Origin of the sequence: Aliivibrio sifiae, from assembly GCF_002954715.1 — a bacterium.
Classification (GTDB): domain Bacteria; phylum Pseudomonadota; class Gammaproteobacteria; order Enterobacterales; family Vibrionaceae; genus Aliivibrio; species Aliivibrio sifiae.
Map to the genome: position 1 here is coordinate 1853554 of NZ_MSCP01000001.1, position 22823 is coordinate 1876376.

A 22823-nucleotide genomic window follows, 5' to 3' on the forward strand; every position below is an offset into this window, starting at 1 on the left:
AAAAAAGGTTGACGTTTGGCGTCAACCTTTTTATTTATTTGCTAGATGCTAATTGAAGAGTGATTAACTACGGATTAGATAATCTGCTTTACCTACCCATTTATAACTTGTTAGCTCTTCTAACCCCATAGGACCGCGAGCATGAAGCTTCTGAGTAGATACAGCGACTTCTGCGCCTAAACCAAAATGAGCGCCATCAGTAAAGCGTGTTGACGCATTCACATACACAGCAGCAGAACCTGCTGTATTAATGAATTTCTCTGCCGACTCAATATTATTTGTTAAGATCGTATCTGAATGGCTCGCATTATGTGTTTGCATGTGCGCCGCAGCTTCATTTACATCAGCAACTACTTTTACGCCTAACGTATAACTTAACCATTCAGTATCAAAGTCACCTTCTTGCGCTTCACGTAGTGATACATCTTTAAATTCTTTTAATAATGCATATGCTTTAGGCTCAGCAACTAAGTCAACACGGCCAGCCATATTATCTGCAAGCAATGCTAAGAATTGTGGTGCTACCGCTTCATGAACCAATAACGTATCCAATGCATTACACGCTGATGGGCGTTGAGCTTTTGAATTATCAACAACCAACAAGGCTCTTTCTAAATCTGCACTATCATCAACAAACGCATGGCTAATACCAAAACCACCGATGATAACTGGAATTGAACTGTTTTCTTTACACATTTTATGAAGACCTGCACCACCACGAGGGATAATCATATCTACATAATCATCAAGACGTAGTAATTCAGAAACCAATTCGCGATCAGGCTTTTCAATGTATTGTACTGAGGCTGCTGGTAAACCTGCTTTTTCAAGAGCGACTTGAATAACCTTAACTAACTCCATATTAGAAAAGAACGTCTCTTTACCACCACGGAGAATACTTGCATTACCTGTTTTTAAGCATAACGAAGCAATATCGATCGTCACATTTGGACGTGCTTCATAAATTACACCAATAACACCAATTGGCACACGACGGCGAGAAAGTGACATCCCATTTTCAAGCATTTTGCTGTCAATCTCACTGCCAACAGGATCATTCAAGCTAATCACGTTACGGACATCGTTAGCAATACCAACCAAACGTTCTTCTGTTAGTAATAAACGATCTTGCATTGCCTCAGAAATGCCCGCTTCTACTGCTGCTTTAATATCTTTTGCATTAGCAGCCAAAATTGCATCTTTATTTGCTTCTAGCTCATCAGCGATAATAGCTAGAGCTTTGTTCTTTTGAGCTGTTGGTATAACAGCTAAGTCAAACGCAGCAGCTTTTGCTGCTTGACCCATGGTTACTAAATTCACACTATATCCTTTTACTAAATCAGTACTAAATCATCGCGGTGGATAGCTACAGGTCCATATTCGTAACCTAATACTGCGTAAATATCCTGACTGTGTTTACCTAAAATCTTATTTAAATCGTCACTTGAGTAACGAGAAATACCACGAGCAATCAGCTCACCTTTAGTATTTACAATCTTAGCAACGCCACCACGAACAAAAGAACCTGAAATAGAGGTGATCCCTTTGCTCAATAAGCTGCTGCCTTTTTGCTGTACTGCATTAACTGCACCATCATCAATCACAATCGTACCATTAGACGCAGGACCAGCTAAAATCCAACGCTTACGACTCTCTAACGCACATTCAACCGGTAAGAATTTCGTACCCTGTGGCTTAGAGTGTACAACATCACTAATGACATTCTCTGCACTGCCTGCTGCAATAACGACTTCAATACCTGCACGACGCGCAATATCTGCCGCCTGCAATTTAGTCGCCATGCCACCAGTACCTAACGTCGTGCCACTGCCACCTGCAATCTTACGTAATGTTTCATCGATAGTGTGAACTTCTTTAATCAATTCAGCTTTTGGGTCTTTGCGCGGATCTGCGGTAAATAGACCAGACTGATCGGTCAATAATAACAGCTTATCTGCTCCGGCAAGTATTCCGACTAGTGCTGACAAATTATCATTATCACCCACTTTAATTTCATTCGTTGCTACTGCATCGTTCTCATTTACAATAGGAACGATATTATTTTTAAGTAGTGCTTTAAGCATGTCACGAGCATTCAAGTAACGCTCACGATCATCTAAATCAGCACGAGTTAACAGCATTTGACCAACATCAACGCCATAGATTGCAAATAAACTTTGCCATGCTTGAATTAAGCAACTTTGACCAACCGCAGCCAATAACTGCTTGTTGGCCATGGTTTTGGGTAGTTCGGGGTAGTTAAGATGCTCACGACCAGCAGCAATCGCTCCAGATGTAACAACAATAACTTGGTGGCCTAACTTTTTTAGATGGACACATTGACGAACAAGTTCAACCATATGTGCTCTATCAAGTTTTAATGTGCCACCGGTGAGTACACTTGTACCAAGTTTAACGACTATGGTTTGAGATTGTGTATTCAATTCCCTACTACCTATTTAACTAATAATGTTTTGAGTTACGAAAATATATTCATCGTAACAATAATGGAAAAAACACCCTATTTTTAGCAAGCAAATCAGAACAGTACAAGCCAAAAATACGATTTAATGATATTTCACTTTAATAAGAGGAATAAAATGTTAGATTATTGCTTCATTTCTTCTTTTATCCACTCAATCATCTGGTTTAGCGCTTCCTCATAACCACTATGCAACGTCTTGCTCTTCAGCTCAATCCCTTTCCCGTATTGACTAAATAACGCCGCTAGTTTGTTATCTGATTTAGGAGAAACAGGATCACCTTGTAAACCAATCGAAAGGACTGATACTGACGTTTTTCTACCACCAGAAAGGAAGCCTTGATTCTTTAAAGACCACGCTTGCATTTGGCTAGTTAAGCTACTTATATCAACGACTTGCTTACCTAATCTAGACGCTAAAATGTCCAAATACATTTTAGGCATTTTCTTTAATTGGGCTGAGTTCGATAAAATATGATGGATCGGAGCACCAAGAGCCACACACGCTTTTAATCTATCAGGTTCTAAAAAAGAAAGACGTAACGCCACATTACCGCCAAATCGAAATCCCATTACCGCCGCATGAAAACGATCAACCCATGGGATATTAGGTAAATGATTCAACACTGCTTGATGTAAGCAACTAGAGTCTTCCGTTAAGGGCCACTGAGAACTGTGGCCAATCGATGGCATATCAAGCGTTAGCATTGCCATATTATTTGGCGCAAGAAAGTCACGATATAAACGCCACATATCCGTTTGTAATGAATCCATACCACCACTCACAATCACAACAGGTAATGGTTTTTCGGTGCTTGGCAAATGTAAATAACAGGTGATTTTTTTGCCTTTATACGGCACTTTAATTTTCTCTATTCGATGAGAAATTTGTTGCGCAGCCATGTCATACGCTTTATTTGCAAGAACCTGAGCCTGTGTTGCTAAATTATCACCTTTAATATGTGGATAACCTGCAATGCTAAAGTACAGACTGGCTTTAAAACACTCTTCAGCAGCCTCATTACCTGTCAATTCTGCTGCTTTTTTTTGATGCTCAGTACCCGCATGAATCCACTCATAAGCCCAATTTCCAGCATGATAACCACTGACAGTATCTAACCATTCATCACGAGTTCTATTTTTATCACTACTGGCGATTCGAGCAAGGATGGATTCCAATTCTATAGGTTCAACCCCTTGCCAAATCCACTGGGGACGACGAAGTTCTCGATACCAACTTCTCTCTCCACTCGCTGAGACTTGCTCTAAACTACTTGGAAGATAAGGAACGAGACCTGATGTCTCTAAAGCTTGCTTCTGGTTTTTAAATAAAGTTACGGAGAGATTTTCACTTTCAGATTGAGACATCGCACACACCAATAATACAAAGGTTCATTGCCTTTACTATATACTGAAAGACCTAAGAGGAATACGCCGTTCACAATAAAATCAAATACCAGACAAAAAAAATGACCCTACAAGAGAGTCATTTTTATCAATTTGATTTCGATTACTTTTTACAAATAGGATCTACGTATGTTACTGCCATATCCCATGGTTGTTCAATCCACGTATCTTGTGGGATATCAACAACATATGCATCAACTAAATGAATACCGGCAGGTTTAGCACATACTGTTACCAATTTACCTTTAGGGTACATTTCACGTAGTTTAACTGCAGTATCACCACTATCAACTAAGTCATCGATGATAATGAAGCCTTCACCGTCACCTTCCATCGCTTTAACAACCGTCATATCACGCTGATGATCATGATCGTAACTTGAGATACAAACAGTATCAACGTAACGAATATTTAACTCACGAGCTAGAATAGCAGCAGGTACTAGACCACCACGGCTCACAGCCAAAATACCTTTCCATTGTTCCGCAGGAAGTAACTGTTCAGCAAGCTGACGAGTATACATCTGCATGTTATCCCAAGTAATTACAAATTTATTAGCCATAATTGACAAAACCTCTAAGTGACACAGTCATCAACGACTATGCCGTAAAAATAAATTTCAGCGTGAATAGTGCAGCAAGAACCCAAACACTGATATGAACATCGCGACCTTTACCACTTAATAATTTGATTGCAGCATAAGAGATAAAGCCCAAAGAAATACCATCAGCAATAGAGAAGGTTAAAGGCATAAGCAAGCATACCACAACAACAGGGGCTGCTTCAGTAAGATCTCGCCAATCTATGCTTACAAGACCTGACATCATTAAAATCGCAACATAAAACAATGCACCAGCAGTAGCATAAGCTGGAACCATCCCTGCTAAAGGAGAGAAAAACAGAGCCAAAAGAAATAGCACACCAACAACAACAGCGGTTAAACCTGTACGGCCACCAGCGGCCACACCTGCAACACTTTCAATGTATGATGTAGTATTGGATGTACCTAATAAAGCACCAACAGATGTTGCAGTCGAGTCTGCTAATAATGCTTTATTTAAGCGAGGGATATTACCATCTTTATCCATGATCCCTGCTTTTTGAGAAACGCCAACTAACGTTCCAGCGGTATCAAATAAATCAACAAATAAGAAAGCAAAAACAACGGTTAACATGCTGAGTTCAAACGCACTAGAAAAGTCTAATTGTAAAAATGTAGGTGCGATACTTGGTGGCATTGACATGATCCCGGCATATTGAACATCACCGAAAAGTAATGAAATAGCCGTGACAGCTAAAATTGCAATCATTACAGCTGCTTTATAGCCACGATGTACCAATGCAATAGTCAAAAAGAAAGCCAGTGCTCCCATTGCGGCTGGGAAGCTATTAATGTGCCCCATTGAAACTAGTGTTGCTGGATTATCAACAACAATACCTGAGTTTTTCAAGGCAATAAAAGCAAGAAATAAACCAATACCTGCTGAGATCCCAGTTCGTAGAGAAAGAGGAATTGAATTAATAATTAATTCTCTAATTTTAAACAAACTTAACAGTATGAATAAAACACCCGACATAAATACAGCAGCTAATGCTACTTGCCACGTATGACCCATACCAAGAACGACGGTATAAGTAAAAAAGGCATTCAATCCCATACCTGGAGCTTGAGCTATTGGGAAGTTAGCAACAAATCCCATAATAAAACAACCAATGGCAGCAGCAATACAAGTTGCTACAAATACTGCGCCTTTATCCATACCTGCGTCAGCTAAAATTGCTGGGTTAACGAAAATGACATAAGCCATGGTTAAGAAGGTGGTTAACCCTGCAATAACCTCAGTACGAACATCCGTACCGTTTTCTTTTAGTTGAAATAGTTTCTCAAGCATTTGAGTAATCCTTAGAGTATTTTTGCAATCTAAACGTTTGCGTAATCGATTGGCTGAGGATTATAAAGAGGAATTATACGAATTTCTAGCGATAGTTATCCATTTAATGAGCTTATAATAAATAAAGTGAATACACTAATTTTAAAAAACAAGTATTTACTCATTAAATCAATAGGATAATAAAAAAAGAAAAGAGGTTAGGTAGAAAGGAAATAATTTAAAGGCAAAAAAAACGCCACCCAAATGATTTGGATGGCGGAGAATATAAGTCACCCTAGTTGGGTAAAATAGAATTCCAATTATAGGGGTATAACTTTACGCATAAAACCGAAGTTTTATTAGTAACCAAAGCAAGCTGGGTAAACAAATTGACTTGTGTAAACAGAGCGTTGGTTCCAGAAACTTGAAGAACTTAAAAAAGACATAACATCACCTTATCAATTGACAGTTAAAAACAATAGAATTGATCTCGGTTCCTTGGAGGCGATAAATCGGACTCATCCTTTGAGCATTTACTTTCTGCTGTTCAGCAGATGAGATAACTATAGCACCATGAAAATTAATTACAAGAAAAACATGACTCAGCTCACATAAAATAGCGAATAAGTCCAAACAATATACATAAAGTGTAATTTTATTACGTAATCGTTTGCTATTTAAAAAATAAAGATATTCCCACTATGCTTTCACCAAACCTGATAATGTAATTACGATATCAAACAGAGTAATTGGCTAAATTCAGGGGTATACTGAGTTAAATTAACAATCAATTGCTCACGTTAATAGAGCATTTCTAAATAAATCTTGTTTCAGAAAGGAGATCCTTGTGTCAGAGATCACTCAACTTAGCCCTCAACCATTGTGGCAGTTTTTCGACAAAATTTGTTCAATCCCTCACCCTTCTAAGTATGAAGAAGCACTAGCTCAATATATTATTGAATGGGCAACAAATGAAGGTTTAGAGGTTCGCCGTGATCCTACTGGTAATGTTTTCATTAAAAAACCAGCTACTGCAGGAATGGAAGACCGCAAAGGCGTCGTTCTTCAAGCTCATATCGACATGGTTCCGCAGAAAAACGAAGATACTGATCATGATTTTACTAAAGATCCAATCCAGCCATACATTGATGGTGAGTGGGTTACTGCAAAAGGCACTACATTAGGTGCGGATAACGGCATGGGTATGGCTTCTTGTCTTGCTGTTTTAGCATCAAATGAAATCAAACATGGTCCTCTTGAAGTATTGCTAACTATCGATGAAGAAGCAGGCATGACTGGCGCTTTCGGTTTAGAGGCCGGTTGGTTAGAAGGTGATATCCTTTTAAATACAGACTCTGAGCAAGAAGGTGAAATCTACATGGGTTGTGCTGGTGGTGCTGATGGTGCTATCAAACTGAATATCGAACGTGAAGCATTACCAACAGGTTATGTTACTCGTCAAATTACCTTAAAAGGCCTAAAAGGCGGTCACTCTGGTTGTGATATTCACACAGGTCGTGGTAATGCAAACAAACTATTAGGGCGCTTCCTTGCTGGTCATGCTGCTGAGCTTGATTTACGTCTAGTTGAATTCCGTGGTGGTAGTTTACGTAATGCAATTCCTCGTGAAGCGTTTGCAACTGTTGCCGTTCCTGCTGAGAACGAAGCAAAACTTGCCGAGCTATTCACGTTTTATACTGATTTACTAAAAGCTGAACTAGGCCGAGTAGAAACCGGTATCATGACCTTCAATGAAGCGGTTTCTGCAGATAAAGCCTTAACATCGTCGACTCAAGCACGCTTTATTGCAACATTGAATGCGTGTCCAAACGGTGTGATCCGTATGAGTGATGATATTGAAGGTGTGGTTGAAACGTCTTTGAATGTTGGTGTTATTACGACAGATGAAGATTCTATTACTATTCTTTGTCTTATCCGTTCACTAATGGATTCGGGTCGTAGTATGGTTGAGGGTATGCTTTCTTCTGTTGCTGAATTAGCAGGCGCACAAGTCACCTTCTCTGGTACTTACCCTGGTTGGAAGCCTGATGCTGATTCTGAAATCATGCATGTTTTCCGTGATGTTTATGAAGGTATCTACGGAAATAAACCAAATATTATGGTTATTCACGCAGGTCTTGAATGTGGTCTATTTAAGAAGCCTTATCCAGAAATGGATATGATTTCATTTGGTCCAACAATCAAATTCCCTCACTCTCCAGATGAGAAAGTGAAAATTGACACGGTTGCTCTTTATTGGGAGCAAATGGTTGCTATCTTAGAGAACATCCCTAAGAAATAATCCATTAGTTGTTAATAAAAAAACGGTCAGCATATGCTGACCGTTTTTATTTATACTAACTACAATTAATTAGAAATATACTTTTGGATTAGTTGCGCCCCAAATAACGTATAACTCAGGCATGCTACGACTACTAAATGCTTCCATTTCTTTAGTTTCAATTGTTTCTTCATTTTGAGAGCCAAAAAGAACAACCTCATCACCCGGTTGAACATCTGCAATATCAGTGACATCAACCATTGTTGTATTCATTGAAGTAACACCAACAACATTTGCCTTTTGACCATTAATTAATACATAACCATTATTACCAATAGAACGTACATAACCATCAGAATAACCTAATGGTAAGTTGGCAAGAATAGAATCACGACCTAATACATAAGTACTGCTGTAACCAATAGTACTGCCTTTTGGCAAGTAGTTTAAAGACGCTACAGATGTTTTAAAGCGAACGATACGTTTGTACTCGGGGTTACTTGGCATATCACCATAAAGTAGACCACCAGGGCGAACCATATCTAAGTGTGCTTCAGGTAAGTTAATTGTAGTGTAAGAATTGGCAACATGAAGAGTAATATTTTCACGATTTAACTGAGCTTCATCGATAAGCCATTGGCTTTCTTGTTTGAATAAATTCAGCTTTGTGCGAATCTCATCAACAGATTCATTAGGGAAGTGAGTCATAATACCAACGATATTAATGTGGCCATTAAAAGCAATATTTAATGCTTCCTTCTTTCCTTGTAATTGAGTTAAATCCAAGCCATTACGCCCCATTCCACCAGCATTGATCGCTAAATGAACGGGAATAATCGTATTGTTTTGTTTTGCTAATTTAGCGATCGTATTTGCTTGCTCACTCGATCCTATCAGTTCTTCAATTTGGTAAGTTAACCCTGATTCAATCTCATTTGGTGTAGCAGCGCGAACACGCATGATTTCGCCTTCAAAACCTTTAGCTCGAACAATGCGAGCTTCTTCATTACTGGTAATACCGATACAATCTACATTGCGGTCAATAACAGAAGCCATTAATCCTTCAATACCATTACCATAAGCATCCGCTTTCATGATCGCACATACTTTTGTGCTTTCAGATAATGTTTGTTTTAATGTATCAATATTATGCTGGAATGCTTTTGTATCTATTTCTAACCATGCATTGGTTTGTTGAATTTTCTCTTGATTCGTTAACGTATCTAAAGAAAGTAGTGGCGCAGAAACTGCCACTGTAGGAAAAACTAAACTTAACGCCAACGCACATTTTGTAAATTTCATAAACAACCGTTTCTGTATAATTATTATCTTATAAATTTTGAAACGGAATTATATAGTGCTGCTTTTGTAACCTCTAGAAAAAACACTTTATATTACAAACACCTAAATTATCGCTAACGATAAAAAACAAAGTAAGAACGAGTCACTCACACTCAAGTCTCACTTTATAAACATAAGTATCATTAACGTCACATCAAGCTTAATGGATAATCTTTAAATTAAGCTTAATTGCTGAAATACCTCTTTATCTTTTAGCATTACACTTACGCCTATTAATCTAATTTCTCGCCCTTTTTTCCTTTCTAAAACTTCAATAAGTAATTCTTCGAAAAAAGGTAAAGTAAGGTGATGATGTACGTGCTCTATCGTCGTTTGTTGAAAGTCTGCAAATTTAATCTTTATACCCTGTTTAGCGATATCTAATGAACCATTTGCTTTTAAGAGTCGCTTTTCTAGTTCAGGATACAGTCGAGCTTGAATCACTGACCAGCATTCTTCAAACGAACTAATATTATGAGTAAAGGTTCTTTCTACTCCTACTGACCTTCTATTTCTCTCTGTAATTACTTCACGTTCGTCAATGCCATGAGAGCGCTTCCATAAAGAAGCCCCCATTTTTCCAAACCTCAACAACAGATCTCGTTGATCACTGTTTTGAACATCATTACACGTATATAGCCCACATTGATGTAAACGCTCTAAGCTAACCTTTCCAACCCCAGGTATTTTCTCTAAGGGTAATTTATTAACTTCCGCCATAACCGTCTCAGGAGTTATGACATATTGACCATTGGGCTTATTAAGGTCAGAGGCTATTTTTGCTAGGAATTTAAGTGGCGCGATACCTGCAGATGCCGTTAAGGCTAACTCGTTAAAAATATCTTTACGGATTTGCTCTGCTATTAATGTCGCAGAACCATGTAAAAGTGAGCAGTTACTCACATCTAAATAAGCTTCATCTAAAGATAAAGGCTCTATTTTATCGGTATATCGTCTGAATATACGATGGATATGATGAGATACCTCTTTGTATACCTGCATTCTTCCAGGAACAACAATAAGGTTAGGGCAAAGCTTTAAGGCTTTACCTGTTGGCATTGCTGAATGGATACCAAACTTTCTAGCTTCGTAGTTACAAGTACTTAATACACCGCGCTGTCTTTCATGACCACCAACTGCCAAAGGAACATTACGCAAAGCAGGGTTATCCCGCATTTCTACTGCTGCGTAAAAACAATCCATATCAATATGAATTATCTTTTGCACCCGTGGTTTCTCTTGTAATGGTAAGCTTTTGCTTTCAGCGCTCATGTCAATAAACTGTATAAATACACAGTTAAATAATAGCGTTGAACTATTTAATATACAAACTATTAATCATTAAATAAAAAAACAGCACCTATAGTAGGTGCTGTTTGCTTTTATTTAATGATGATGATTATGCTATACGATCTTTTTCCCACGCAGCCAGTTTCTCAGCTCTAATCGCTTCTTTCGCTTCACGTTTCTTACGCGCATCACATGGTTCAGGACAGTTACATACCTTATCAATACCAACTGCACCAAGACCGCCACAGCTCCCCTTAACGACTTTACGTTGCACAATATAGCCAATAGCCATTGCGCCAATTACCGCTAAGAAAACACCAAATGTAATTAGAAAAGTACTCATTATCTACTCACTTATTTCAAAAAAGGCTTAAAGGCTTTAGAAGCTATCTCTTTAAAGCCATCTTTTGTTTTCACTATCATGAAAACAGGAATATTGTTTTTGTTGGCGATTTCCATGCCCTTCTCTTCACCTAACACCATTAGGCCTGTTGCTAAGCCATCAGCGGTCATTGAAGATTTATCAAGTACTGTAACTGAGACAACTTTATTAGCAATTGGTTTACCTGTAATTGGGTTAATGATATGAGAATAACGAACACCCTCTTTTTCAAAATAAATACGGTAATCACCAGATGTAGCTACAGCATGATGTCCAGGTTCAATAATCTCTTGGATCGAACGTTCATCTACTGATGGTTTTTCAATTGCGATACGCCAAGCAACATTCTCTTTATTGTTGCCTTTAACTCGCATTTCACCACCGACTTCAACCATGTAGTCAGTAATGCCTAATTCTTCTAAATAATTAGCTACAACATCAACACCCCAACCTTTTGCAATGGTTGAAAGATCCACATAAAGATTTGGGATATCTTTTGTCACTGTTATCGCTGTCGCACTTAAATGTTGGATACCAACGATCTCACGACGAGCATTTAGTTCTTCTTCAGTAGGAACTACTTCAGGGCGAGCTTCTGGACCAAAACCCCACAAATTAACTAATGGACCAACCGTAATATCTAATGCACCTTCCGTCATTTGATTTAAACGAATCGCTTCGTTGATTACTGTTGCAGTATCTTTAGAAACAGTAAACGGGGTTAAATCTGTACTTTGATTAAATAGGCTTAACTCAGAATCTTGGCGATATGTCGACATTTGATCATTAACAAGTTCGAGTTTTCTATCCACTTCTGCATGGATTTCTTCTGTTGTAGGTAAACCTTCTTTATTAATGAATTTAATATTGTAGCTAGTCCCCATTGTCGGACCATTTATATATATTTGCTCACGTTGATCACCACAACCTGAAAGCAAAACTAACGCTAAGCAAGATAACAAAACAATTTTAGTTTTATTCACTAAATGAGTAACACTGACAATCACTGCCAACTCCTTAATTAAAATACATTAAAATAACGTAAACAATACACAGGAATATAGATTTAAAAAACCTATAACCCTGTACTTTGTCAGGTTAAATATAGCTCGTTAATACGAAAAAAGGCTGACTCAGTAATGAGTCAGCCAATGTTTCTTACTTCAATGGATTAACCACCGAAGTCATCTAGTAAGATGTTTTCATCTTCAACACCAAGATCTTTCAGCATACCGATTACAGCAGCGTTCATCATTGGTGGACCACACATGTAGTATTCACAATCTTCTGGAGCTTCATGATCTTTCAAGTAGTTTTCATAAAGTACGTTGTGAATAAAGCCAGTGTAACCATCCCAGTTATCTTCTGGCATAGGATCAGACAGAGCACAGTGCCATACGAAGTTTTCATTGTTAGCCGCTAGACCATCAAAATCTTCAACGTAGAACATTTCACGCTTAGAACGTGCACCATACCAGTAAGACATTTTACGTGTTGATTTAAGACGTAAAAGTTGGTCAAAGATATGAGAACGCATTGGCGCCATACCTGCACCACCACCGATAAATACCATTTCATTATCAGTATCTTTCGCAAAGAATTCACCAAATGGACCAGAAATAGTACATTTGTCACCTTCTTTTAAAGACCAGATATAAGATGACATAACACCAGGAGCTACGTCAGGATTATTTGGCGGCGGAGTTGCGATACGCACGTTAAGCTTGATAATGCCTTTCTCTTCTGGGTATGAAGCCATAGAGTAAGCACGGATCGAATGCTCTTTAACGATAGATTCGTAACGGAACAAGTTAAACTTATCCCAATCACCACGATATTCTTCAGGAACATCAAAATCTGCGTATTTAATGTGATGTGGTTCAGCTTCAATTTGAATGTAACCACCAGCACGGAATGGAACTTCTTCACCATCAGGGATAGCAAGAGCCAGTTCTTTGATGAAAGTAGCTTCGTTATCATTAGAGATAACGGTACATTCCCACTTTTTAACACCAAAGATTTCTTCTGGAAGTTCGATTTCCATGTCAGTTTTCATTGCAACTTGACATGCTAGACGCTCACCTTCGCGAGCCTCACCTTTTGAAATGTGATCAAGCTCTGTAGGTAGAATATCACCACCGCCAGATTTCACTTTCACACGACATTGACCACAAGAGCCACCACCACCACATGCTGATGATACAAAGATACCAGCGCTACCAAGAGCGTTAAGTAATTTGCTACCAGGTTGTGTAATGATCGCTTTTTCAGGATCGCCGTTTACAGAGATAGTAATGTCACCTGAAGGTACTAGTTTAGATTTAGCGAATAAAATCACCAATACCAAAGCCAATACTATAATGGTAAACATCGCTACACCAAGAATAATGCTTTGCATTTGTTATTCCTTATTATTGGGTGCTTACCCTACAGTTGAACACCAGAGAAAGACATAAAGCCTAACGCCATTAAACCTACTGTAATGAAAGTAATACCTAGGCCACGAAGACCAGGAGGTACATCTGAATATTTCATTTTCTCACGAATACCAGCAAGTGCTACGATAGCCAACATCCAACCAACACCAGAACCGAAACCGTATACTACCGATTCAGCAAAGTTATAGTCACGTTGAACCATGAAAGATACACCACCGAAAATTGCACAGTTAACTGTGATTAACGGAAGGAAAATACCTAACGCATTGTACAAAGGTGGGAAGAAACGGTCTAAGATCATTTCTAGAATTTGTACAAGGGCAGCGATAACACCAATAAAGGTAATGAAGCTAAGGAATGTTAAATCAACACCAGCAACAATCGCATTTTCTTTCAGTAAGTAAGTATAAACAAGGTTGTTCACCGGTACCGCAATTGTTAGAACAACAACTACCGCAACACCAAGACCAAACGATGTTTTAACTTTCTTAGACACGGCTAAGAACGTACACATACCTAGGAAGAATGAAAGCGCCATGTTTTCGATGAAGATCGATTTAACAAGTAAACTAATATAATGTTCCATTTCGACCTTACTCCTTCGCTTCTACTTGTTCAGGTTTAATGATACGGATAGCCCAGATCATGAAACCAATTAAGAAGAATGCAGATGGCGCTAGAAGCATCATACCATTTGGTTGGTACCAGCCACCGTTAGAAACAAGTGGAAGAACTTCAACACCAAACAGTTTACCAGAACCTAAAAGTTCACGGAAAAATGCAACTGTCATCAATACAAAACCGTAACCAAGACCGTTACCAATACCATCGATGAAAGATGGAAGTGGTGCAGACTTCATTGCGAACGCTTCAGCACGACCCATTACAATACAGTTTGTAATGATCAAACTAACAAATACAGAAAGCTGTTTAGAGATATCGTAAAGATATGCTTTCAATACTTGGTCAACAACGATTACCAAAGAAGCAATGATCGCCATCTGTACGATGATACGAACGCTGTTTGGCATGTGATTACGAATTAGCGAAACGAATAAGTTAGACAAAGCAGTAACAAACATTACTGCTAACGTCATAACAAAAGCCGTCTCAAGTTTAGTAGTTACAGCTAGAGCCGAACATACACCAAGAACTTGAAGCGCGATCGGGTTGTTATCCAACACCGGCGCTAAAATGCTCTTTTTAATTTCTTTTGCGCTAGCCATTAGTTCAGACCTCCATCACGAACTTTAGCAAGGAATGGACCGAAGCCATCATTACCTAACCAGAAGTCAAACGTGTGTTGAACACCGTTACCTGTTAGCGTTGCACCAGAAAGACCATCTACACCGTGCTCAGAACCAGCTGGAGCACCGCCTTTAACAATCTTAATTGCAGGGTTATGATTTTCATCAAACAGTTTCTTACCTACAAATTGTGCACGCCACGTTGGGTTTTCAACTTCACCACCAAGTCCCGGAGTTTCCGCTTGATCGTAGTAAGTGATACCCGCAACTGTGTTACCGTCAGTCTCAACTGCAACAAATGCATACATCATTGACCATAAGCCAGTACCGTGAACAGGGATAATAACTTTAGATACTGTATCACCGCTTTTAACTAGGTAAACAACACCTAGATTAGCACGACGAATGATCTTAGCTTTATCTTGCTCAGCAGTTAGCTTAATTGATTGTTTTGGATCTTTTGCTGCTTTACGTTGATCGTAAGTCGCGGCATCACCATCAACAAATTCACCGGTTTTAAAATCAACCAGACGAGGTTCGATGTTTGCTGCAAATAGCTCAGGAACAGTACCTTCACCAGTTACGCCAGCAACTTGAACAATTTTGCTTTGCTTATCAAGCACTGCGTTCGCTTTTTGCTTATCACGCAGGCCAACAGCAGCTGTTGATACGATGATTGAACACACTAAGCTCAAACCAATAACAACACCGAGTGTTTTTTTAATGCTATCGTTATTACTTGCCATAGCGTTTTAGTCTCCGTTTCACGTTACCTTCAACTACAAGGTTATCAAACAGTGGAGCAAATAGGTTTGCAAACAGAATAGCTAACATCATACCTTCAGGGTACGCAGGGTTAACTACACGGATCATTACAGCCATACCACCAATTAAAATACCGTACCACCACTTACCTTTATTGGTAAATGACGCCGATACTGGGTCTGTTGCCATAAAGATCATACCGAATGCAAAACCACCTAGAACTAGGTGCCAATGCCAAGGCATGCTGAACATTGCGTTTGTATCAGAACCGATCAGGTTAAACAGTGTTGATACTGCAACCATACCGATCATTACACCCGCAATAATACGCCAAGATGCAATACGCATGTAAACGATCATTAAGCCACCAAGGATCAAAGCAAGAGTCGAAACTTCACCAATTGAACCTGGGATATTACCAATGAATGCGTCCATCCAAGAGATAGTGTTGCCAGTTACTGTATTAACTAGACCGCCTTGACCGCCTTGTGCCCATTGGCTAAGTGCTGTTGCACCAGAGAAGCCATCAGCAGCAGTCCAAACCGCATCACCTGAAATTTGAGCTGGGTATGCAAAGAATAAGAATGCACGACCCGCAAGTGCTGGGTTAAGGAAGTTACGACCAGTACCACCAAAGATCTCTTTAGCAACAACAACACCGAAGGTAATACCTAACGCTGCTTGCCATAAAGGAAGTGTTGGTGGAACGATCAATGCGAAAAGAATAGAAGTAACAAAGAAGCCTTCGTTTACTTCATGCTTACGCACCATACAGAACAATACTTCCCAGAAACCACCAACCAAAAATACGGTTGCATAGATAGGTAAGAAGTAAGTAGCACCCAGTAGCATGCTACTGCCCCAGCCAGCATCAGCACTTACTGTACCGCCAAGCATTTCAGTCAACCAGTAATGCCAGTTGCCAGAAATTACACCAGCTAGTTCAGCGCCAGAATACATGTGCTCAAGAGCAACAATTGCTTGGTTACCTGCGTTATACATACCCCAAAACATTGCTGGGAATACTGCAAACCAAACCATGATCATGATACGTTTTAAATCAACGCTATCACGAACATGTGAACCACCTTTTGTTACCGTACCTGGTGTATAAAAAAGAGTTGCTGCTGCTTCATACAGAGCAAACCATTTTTCATGTTTTCCACCAGGTTCGAAATGAGGTTCAATTTTTTCAATAAACTTTAAAAGGCTCATCGATTACCCTTCCTTCTCGATGGTATCCAAGATCTCACGAAGCATTGGACCATACTCATATTTACCAGGGCACACATAAGTACATAGACCTAGATCATCTTCATCTAATTCTAATGCACCTAAACGCGCTGCACTGTCAACATCACCAGCACAAAGATCACGTAATAACATTGTTGGTTCCATATCTAATGGCATTACACGTTCGTAACTACCAATTGGCACCATTGCACGATCACTACCGTTAGTAGTTGTCGTCATGTTAAACACTTGACCTGAGAATAGGTGACTCAAGAATGAACGAGTAACTGAGAATTTATTTTTACCTGGGACAGCCCAGCCAAACAATTCTTTCTCACGACCTTCACGAAGTACACATACTTGTTGATGGTAACGACCAAGGTAGCCATGAGGACCAGACGCTTGGGTACCGTTTAATACTGAACCAGAAATGATTCGTACTTCACCAGGCATAACTTCGCTGTCTGTTAATTCAAGTAAGCTAGCACCAGTAATAGTACGAACTAAACGAGGATTATTTACTGCAGGTCCAGCTAGAGAAACGATTCTGTCCGAGTAAATTTCACCCGTTAAGAAAAGTTGACCAAAAGCAATTACATCTTGGTAGCCAATACTCCACGCAGCATTATTTATATCCACTGGATACAAATAATGCATGTGTGTACCTGCTAATCCTGCTGGATGAGGTCCATCAAATACATGTTCTTCAACATTGCTTTGAGAAGAACGAGGTAAACTACCTCCTTTCTTACATACATAAACCTTCTCACCCGTTAATACAGATAATAAATCTAAGCCTGCAACAAAAGCTTCTTCTTGTTGGTTAATGATCACTTCTGCATCAGCTGCTAAAGGATTAGTATCCATAGCAGTAACAAAGATAGCCTTTGTTTCAGAATCGATCGCTGGAACCTTGCTGAACGGACGAGTACGTAATGCAGTCCATGCACCAGAATCAATAAGCTGTTGCTTAACCGCATCACGGTCAAGAGAAGCTAACTGATTTGCTGCATAGTTATTAAAAGTAACCTGCTCTTCGCCTTCAACTGCAATAACTACAGATTGAAGTACACGTTTTGCACCACGGTTAATTTCAACAACTTTACCACTTACTGGAGCAGTAAAAATAACGCCAGGATTCTTTTTATCAGCAAAAAGAATTTGACCTTTTTTTACTACATCTTCTACGCGGACATGCATCGTAGGACGCATACCGACGTACTCTTCGCCAAGCAAGGCGACTTTACTGATGGCTTTACCATCATTAATCACCTGAGTTGGAACTCCTGCAATAGGAAGATCCAAACCCTTTTTTATTGTAATCATACGCACTTGCACTAATTTTATTGGGAAAAAGGATTCTATATAAGACACGACATTACTAATCTGCTAACCCCAAGTGACAAAATCACCATGAGCGTAACATTTTAGCAATATGCTTTTTACATAAAGACGAAAAAAGCTATTTTAAGGCGGAAGATTCTAGCATTTTTTATGGTGTGGATGCCACGTTCAATAGCCAGATTCCCACAATTTTTTGCGCTTCATTGTTAGAAATCATTGAAATGGTTTAAGCATTTTAGATCCAGTGCACAATTATTGTCCAAAATCAAAAAATACCACCTTAGTAGCAATGACATCAATAGTTGTTCATATTTTAACAATTGAAAGTAACATTTATTTACTTTATGTTAAAAATTAAACATTCTCGTTTCATTGTTAACTTTTTGAACCACCCATGCAGTTAGGCGATGATGGTACTTTTTCGGTATCTAATGCTTCCCACTCAGTTTCAGTATAAGTGTGGATAGCAAGCGCATGAATATGATTTGCTAATTCGTCCGCGAGAATGGCATTTATCATTCGATGACGAGCCAATAAACGTTTACCTTCAAATTCATCACTCACTACAATCACTTTGAAGTGACTCTCAGAGCCTTCGGGCACATTGTGCATATAGCTCTCATTTAATACTTTTAAGTACGACGACGACAGTTCATTGCGCAATTTATGTTCAATTTGATGCTGAATCATATAATTCCTTTCTTTATTTGAATTCTTCTATTTCCACTTTATACACCATTTGCGACAATAGCCAGAAGCGTACCTTATTGAAGATCTAAATTATGAAAACCGAATTATGTTTATTTGATCGAAACCTGAATTTACAGCGTTACCCAAAACGCGCTCAAGAATTATTACAAGCTTGGGATGCTGGTGATGAATACATCATTAATCATGTCGAAGAATTAAACTTAGAAGATGGAAAAAACATCCTTATCTTAAATGATAATTTTGGAGCTTTATCTTGTTGGTTCTCTGAAAAGCATAACGTGACTATGATGACCGATTCTTTCGTTGCTCAACGTGGTACTTTAAAAAATCTACAGCGTAACCAATGCAATCGTGTGCAGCTAATTACATCAACAGAAGATATGCCTCAAGGTTTTGACCTTGTGTTAATGCAGATCCCTAAAAACAACCGCATGCTAACATGGCAGCTTCAACAACTTCGTCAATCGATGACTGCTGAATGCCCAATCATTGCGGTTAATAAAGCTAAGGAAATTCACAGTTCAACTCTTGAGTTGTTTGAAGATTATTTAGGTGAAACTAAAACCTCTTTAGCTTGGAAGAAGCATCGTTTAGTGCTTTCAAATGCAAATGCGACCAACCCCGCAACTATTGCAGAGGCTGTATGCTGGAGTGTTGATAATGAAGACATTGATTTATTAAATTACCCTAATGTCTATTCTGGTGAACGCTTAGATCAAGGCGCTCGCTTTATGCTTGAGCATATCCCAGTCGATCCTGAATTACGCCATATTATTGATTTAGGTTGTGGTAACGGTGTTCTTAGCGTTAAAGCTGCTCAACTGAACCCTGAAGCTCGTATTACCTGTGTAGATGAAAGCTTTATGGCCGTTGAATCTGCTCGCCGTAATCTAGAAGTCAATTTAGGCAAAGAACGTCAATTCCAATTTATTGCCAACAATTGCTTAGATGGCTTTAAAAAACACAGTAGTTATTTAGTACTATGTAACCCTCCTTTCCATCAAGGACAAGCCATTACTGACCATATCGCGTGGCAAATGTTCTGTGATGCTAAGCACATCTTATGTAAAGAAGGAAAATTATTAGTTATTGGAAACCGTCATCTTGATTATGATGATAAATTATGTCGCTTGTTTGGTGAAGAAAACGTCACCACCATTGCTAGCAATTCAAAATTCGTTATTTTAGAAGCTGTTAAAGCTGAAAAATCAAAATAAAAAAGGATATCCCAATGAAAAAGGCCATTATCGCCCTTTCTGCTTTATTTTTAGCTGCATGTAGCGCTCCTTCTGATCCTCAGTTGGATATCCAGCCTGTTGCTTCATCAAATGCACATCAAATCGTAGACGGTGTAAAACTAACTTTAGATAGCAGTGACTTACGTACAGCACAGTATGTTGCCGTTATCGATAACGGACGCCAAAACGTACAACCAATTCACGCGAAACAAAACCTACGTGTAACACTTGAAGATGCATTGGCAACACAGTTAAAAACACAAGGATTTGTTATTACTGTAGATAGTGATAACACATTGCGTTTAGACATCATTGAAGCTCTAGTTAGTGTCCAACATTCACTAATGAGCAATGAAATCAAAACTCAAGTTAAACTGCAAATTACAGCTGAGACACCAAAAGGGAAGTTTGTAAAAACATACAACGGTGTGTCAGAAAAAACAGGCTCAATGAGTGCTGATAACCAAGATATCGAAGCGGTTCTTAATGATCTTTTAAATGCAGTACTAGATAAGATTGCTGTAGATGAAGAACTACAAACCTACATTAAAGGTAATTTCTAATGATGAAATCGACATCTAAAGTAGCCCTATTAATCGCAGCTCTTGGATTCACTAATGCCGCATTTGCTGAATCGGTAAAATTCGAAACAACGCTAGGTAATTTCACTGTTGAATTAAACTCAGAGAAAGCACCTATTTCAGTTGCCAACTTTATTCGTTATGTTGAAGACGGCAGCTATGTGGGCACTCAATTTCACCGAGTTATTCCAGGCTTTATGGCTCAAGGCGGTGGTTTTGATAAAGACATGCTGAAAAAATCAAGTTATGGTCCAATCAAAAATGAAGGCAAGAATGGGCTAGAGAACGATACAGCAACGATTGCAATGGCTCGAACTAATAACCCTGATTCAGCCACTCGCCAATTTTATATTAATCTTAATGACAATGATTTTTTAAACGGAAGTCAGCGCCCACCAGGTTATGCTGTTTTTGGTAAAGTAACTCAAGGTTTTGATGTTATTCAACAAATGGCAACAAAGAAAACCAAAGCACTCCCTAATGGAATGCGAGATATACCTGTTGAGCCAATTATCATAACTAAAGCAACATTGATTAAATAATCACGGTAAAATAACTAAATTACAGAGCAGCTTTCGGGCTGCTTTGCTTTTTCTATCTCTTTTTACAATAACAAGGAGCGTTTCATGTCTCATTCCATGCAATGGAAAACAGCCATTAAAAGCTACATGGATAAACGCCTGCTTTGGGTTTTCATGCTCGGTTGTTCGAGTGGTTTTCCATGGGTTCTTATTGGCTCAAACATGTCAGGGTGGCTTAAAGATGCGGGATTAACTCGTGCTGCCATTGGTTATTTTGGATCTGTTTTTGCTGTTTATGCTATTAATTTCATGTGGGCTCCACTTGTTGACCGTGTAAAATTACCTTTTTTAGGAAATAAATTAGGTCAGCGTCGTAGTTGGATTTTCTTATGCCAATCAATCGTTTTTATTTGTACCTTACAAATTGCAGGATTAGACCCAGCAAATAATTTAGCACTCACATCGATGTTTGCTTTGGCAATTGCTACCGCATCGGCAACACAAGACGTCGCTATTGATGCATTCCGTATTGATACCTTCCCTAAATCAGAATCAAGTAAAATGCCGCAAGCTTCTGCAATGGCTGTAATAGGTTGGTGGACCGGCTACTCACTTCCTGGATACCTAGCGTTTGTAAATGCTGACAGCATTGGTTGGAATGGTGTTTATTATGGAATGGCTGCTATTGTTGCCTTATTAATGGTCTTTACTCTACTCGTTGGAGAGCCAAAAACTAAACGTGACGAACTTCAACACGAAGCGGAAGCTCGACACAATAAAGTCGTACATTCTAAAGTTGCAGCTTGGTTTACCGTAACGGTTATTGAGCCGTTTTACGATTTCTTCAATCGTAATGGCGTAAAAACAGCATGTACCTTACTACTCTTTGTTTTCTTGTTTAAGATTGGGGAAGCTTTCCTAGGCAGAATGTCGATTACTTTTTATAAAGAAATTGGCTTTAGTAATGAACAAATTGGTTACTATTCAAAACTTATTGGATGGGGTGCGACGGTCTTCTTTACTTTATTAGGCAGTTTAATCAATGTTCGTTTTGGTGTCATTAAAGGCCTAATGATCGGCGGTATCGCCATGTCAGCAAGTAATTTAATGTTTGCCTTGATTGCAAACGTAGGGCCAAACGAGCATTTATTCTTAGCGACTATTCTTGTTGATAACTTTACAACCGCTTTCTCTACCGTTGCATTTGTTTCTTTCTTAACGATATTAACGGGAGAGGCTTTTTCTGCTACTCAATATGCTTTACTTGCTTCATTAGGTAATTTAGGTAGAACAACTCTGGCATCTTTCAGTGGAGAGCTCGTTGACTATTTAAATAGTTGGCCATTATTCTTTATATTAACTGCCGTGATGGTTATCCCAAGTTTGGTTATGCTGCTTATGCTTAAAGGGCATTTCAAAGCGCTACTTGATAAGTCTCAACGTTCTTAAGCGTCTTAATAAATAACAAGTACGCTACTAAAGCCTCCGAATTTAGGGGGCTTTTTTGTTCTTGTTCACACTTTATTGTCAGAGCAATGTCAAGTAAGTGATTTAGATCACCTTATTGTTAAAGTTAATAATAGAAACAGGATCAAGATCTATATATAACATCATGATTACATAAGTTGCATTTAAAAAAGTGAACTTTATCTATAATATGAGCACAACTTAAAAGCAGTACTAAACTACTC

The 22823-nt window shown here is 38.8% G+C and carries 21 protein-coding genes; 5 read left to right on the forward strand and 16 right to left on the reverse strand.

Features of this window, described 5'->3' with window-relative positions; all coding sequences use genetic code 11:
• Positions 1-63 precede the first annotated feature (63 nt).
• From BTO23_RS08270 to BTO23_RS08290, 5 genes are all read right to left on the reverse strand, one after another.
• A complete protein-coding gene (locus tag BTO23_RS08270) occupies positions 64-1320 on the reverse strand; it encodes a glutamate-5-semialdehyde dehydrogenase (RefSeq protein WP_170066707.1) in 1257 nt (418 codons plus the stop codon).
• Positions 1321-1334: 14 nt separating this feature from the next.
• Positions 1335-2444 carry a glutamate 5-kinase gene (proB, locus tag BTO23_RS08275; protein ID WP_081091617.1) on the reverse strand — a complete coding sequence of 370 codons (1110 nt, stop codon included), beginning with the start codon at positions 2442-2444 and terminating at the stop codon, positions 1335-1337.
• Positions 2445-2608: 164 nt separating this feature from the next.
• Positions 2609-3850: an esterase FrsA gene (frsA, locus tag BTO23_RS08280; protein ID WP_105063336.1), complete on the reverse strand. Its 1242-nt coding sequence runs from the start codon at positions 3848-3850 to the stop codon at positions 2609-2611.
• 142 nt (positions 3851-3992) lie between these two features.
• Complete coding sequence (gene gpt, locus BTO23_RS08285) at positions 3993-4451, reverse strand: xanthine phosphoribosyltransferase (protein WP_045101484.1); 459 nt, start codon at positions 4449-4451, stop codon at positions 3993-3995.
• Between the two features lie 37 nt (positions 4452-4488).
• Positions 4489-5781: an NCS2 family permease gene (locus BTO23_RS08290; protein ID WP_060993538.1), complete on the reverse strand. Its 1293-nt coding sequence runs from the start codon at positions 5779-5781 to the stop codon at positions 4489-4491.
• An 826-nt stretch (positions 5782-6607) separates the two neighbouring features.
• Between BTO23_RS08290 and BTO23_RS08295 the strand changes: the two genes are divergently transcribed.
• On the forward strand, positions 6608-8062 hold the full coding sequence (locus BTO23_RS08295) for an aminoacyl-histidine dipeptidase (protein ID WP_105063337.1): 1455 nt from the start codon (positions 6608-6610) through the stop codon (positions 8060-8062).
• Positions 8063-8131: 69 nt separating this feature from the next.
• On the opposite strand, the gene alr is transcribed toward BTO23_RS08295, so the two are convergent.
• From alr to bolA, 11 genes are all read right to left on the reverse strand, one after another.
• Entirely contained in the window at positions 8132-9343 is a 1212-nt protein-coding gene (gene alr, locus BTO23_RS08300; protein ID WP_105054229.1) for an alanine racemase, read from the reverse strand.
• A gap of 213 nt (positions 9344-9556) precedes the next feature.
• A complete protein-coding gene (gene dinB / locus BTO23_RS08305) occupies positions 9557-10654 on the reverse strand; it encodes a DNA polymerase IV (RefSeq protein ID WP_061005128.1) in 1098 nt (365 codons plus the stop codon).
• Positions 10655-10781: 127 nt separating this feature from the next.
• Entirely contained in the window at positions 10782-11015 is a 234-nt protein-coding gene (gene nqrM / locus BTO23_RS08310; protein WP_060993542.1) for a (Na+)-NQR maturation NqrM, read from the reverse strand.
• An 11-nt stretch (positions 11016-11026) separates the two neighbouring features.
• The gene (locus BTO23_RS08315) at positions 11027-12061 is read right to left on the reverse strand and encodes an FAD:protein FMN transferase (protein ID WP_105063338.1); all 1035 of its coding nucleotides are present in this window, start codon (positions 12059-12061) and stop codon (positions 11027-11029) included.
• 164 nt (positions 12062-12225) lie between these two features.
• Entirely contained in the window at positions 12226-13452 is a 1227-nt protein-coding gene (gene nqrF, locus BTO23_RS08320) for an NADH:ubiquinone reductase (Na(+)-transporting) subunit F (protein ID WP_060993544.1), read from the reverse strand.
• Positions 13453-13481: 29 nt separating this feature from the next.
• Complete coding sequence (gene nqrE / locus BTO23_RS08325) at positions 13482-14078, reverse strand: NADH:ubiquinone reductase (Na(+)-transporting) subunit E (RefSeq protein ID WP_060993545.1); 597 nt, start codon at positions 14076-14078, stop codon at positions 13482-13484.
• A 7-nt stretch (positions 14079-14085) separates the two neighbouring features.
• Positions 14086-14718, reverse strand: coding sequence for an NADH:ubiquinone reductase (Na(+)-transporting) subunit D (locus BTO23_RS08330; protein ID WP_060993546.1), 633 nt, complete (start codon positions 14716-14718; stop codon positions 14086-14088).
• Positions 14718-15485: a Na(+)-translocating NADH-quinone reductase subunit C gene (locus BTO23_RS08335; protein ID WP_060993547.1), complete on the reverse strand. Its 768-nt coding sequence runs from the start codon at positions 15483-15485 to the stop codon at positions 14718-14720. Before BTO23_RS08335 ends, BTO23_RS08330 begins: the two co-directional genes overlap by 1 nt.
• A complete protein-coding gene (locus tag BTO23_RS21445) occupies positions 15475-16719 on the reverse strand; it encodes an NADH:ubiquinone reductase (Na(+)-transporting) subunit B (RefSeq protein ID WP_060993548.1) in 1245 nt (414 codons plus the stop codon). Before BTO23_RS21445 ends, BTO23_RS08335 begins: the two co-directional genes overlap by 11 nt.
• 3 nt (positions 16720-16722) lie before the next feature.
• On the reverse strand, positions 16723-18063 hold the full coding sequence (locus BTO23_RS21450; RefSeq protein WP_061037248.1) for a Na(+)-translocating NADH-quinone reductase subunit A: 1341 nt from the start codon (positions 18061-18063) through the stop codon (positions 16723-16725).
• A gap of 393 nt (positions 18064-18456) precedes the next feature.
• A complete protein-coding gene (bolA, locus tag BTO23_RS08345) occupies positions 18457-18771 on the reverse strand; it encodes a transcriptional regulator BolA (RefSeq protein ID WP_060993550.1) in 315 nt (104 codons plus the stop codon).
• A 92-nt stretch (positions 18772-18863) separates the two neighbouring features.
• On the opposite strand from bolA, the gene BTO23_RS08350 reads away from it, so the two are divergent.
• The 4 genes from BTO23_RS08350 to BTO23_RS08365 all read left to right on the forward strand — a co-directional run bounded on the left by BTO23_RS08350 (position 18864) and on the right by BTO23_RS08365 (position 22581).
• Positions 18864-20009: a methyltransferase gene (locus BTO23_RS08350; protein ID WP_060993551.1), complete on the forward strand. Its 1146-nt coding sequence runs from the start codon at positions 18864-18866 to the stop codon at positions 20007-20009.
• Positions 20010-20023: 14 nt separating this feature from the next.
• Positions 20024-20593, forward strand: a complete 570-nt coding sequence (locus tag BTO23_RS08355; protein ID WP_060993552.1) for a YajG family lipoprotein — start codon at positions 20024-20026, stop codon at positions 20591-20593.
• Positions 20593-21153, forward strand: a complete 561-nt coding sequence (locus tag BTO23_RS08360) for a peptidylprolyl isomerase (protein WP_081091616.1) — start codon at positions 20593-20595, stop codon at positions 21151-21153. Before BTO23_RS08355 ends, BTO23_RS08360 begins: the two co-directional genes overlap by 1 nt.
• Before the next feature lie 84 nt (positions 21154-21237).
• Positions 21238-22581, forward strand: a complete 1344-nt coding sequence (locus tag BTO23_RS08365; RefSeq protein WP_060993553.1) for an AmpG family muropeptide MFS transporter — start codon at positions 21238-21240, stop codon at positions 22579-22581.
• Positions 22582-22823: the final 242 nt, after the last annotated feature.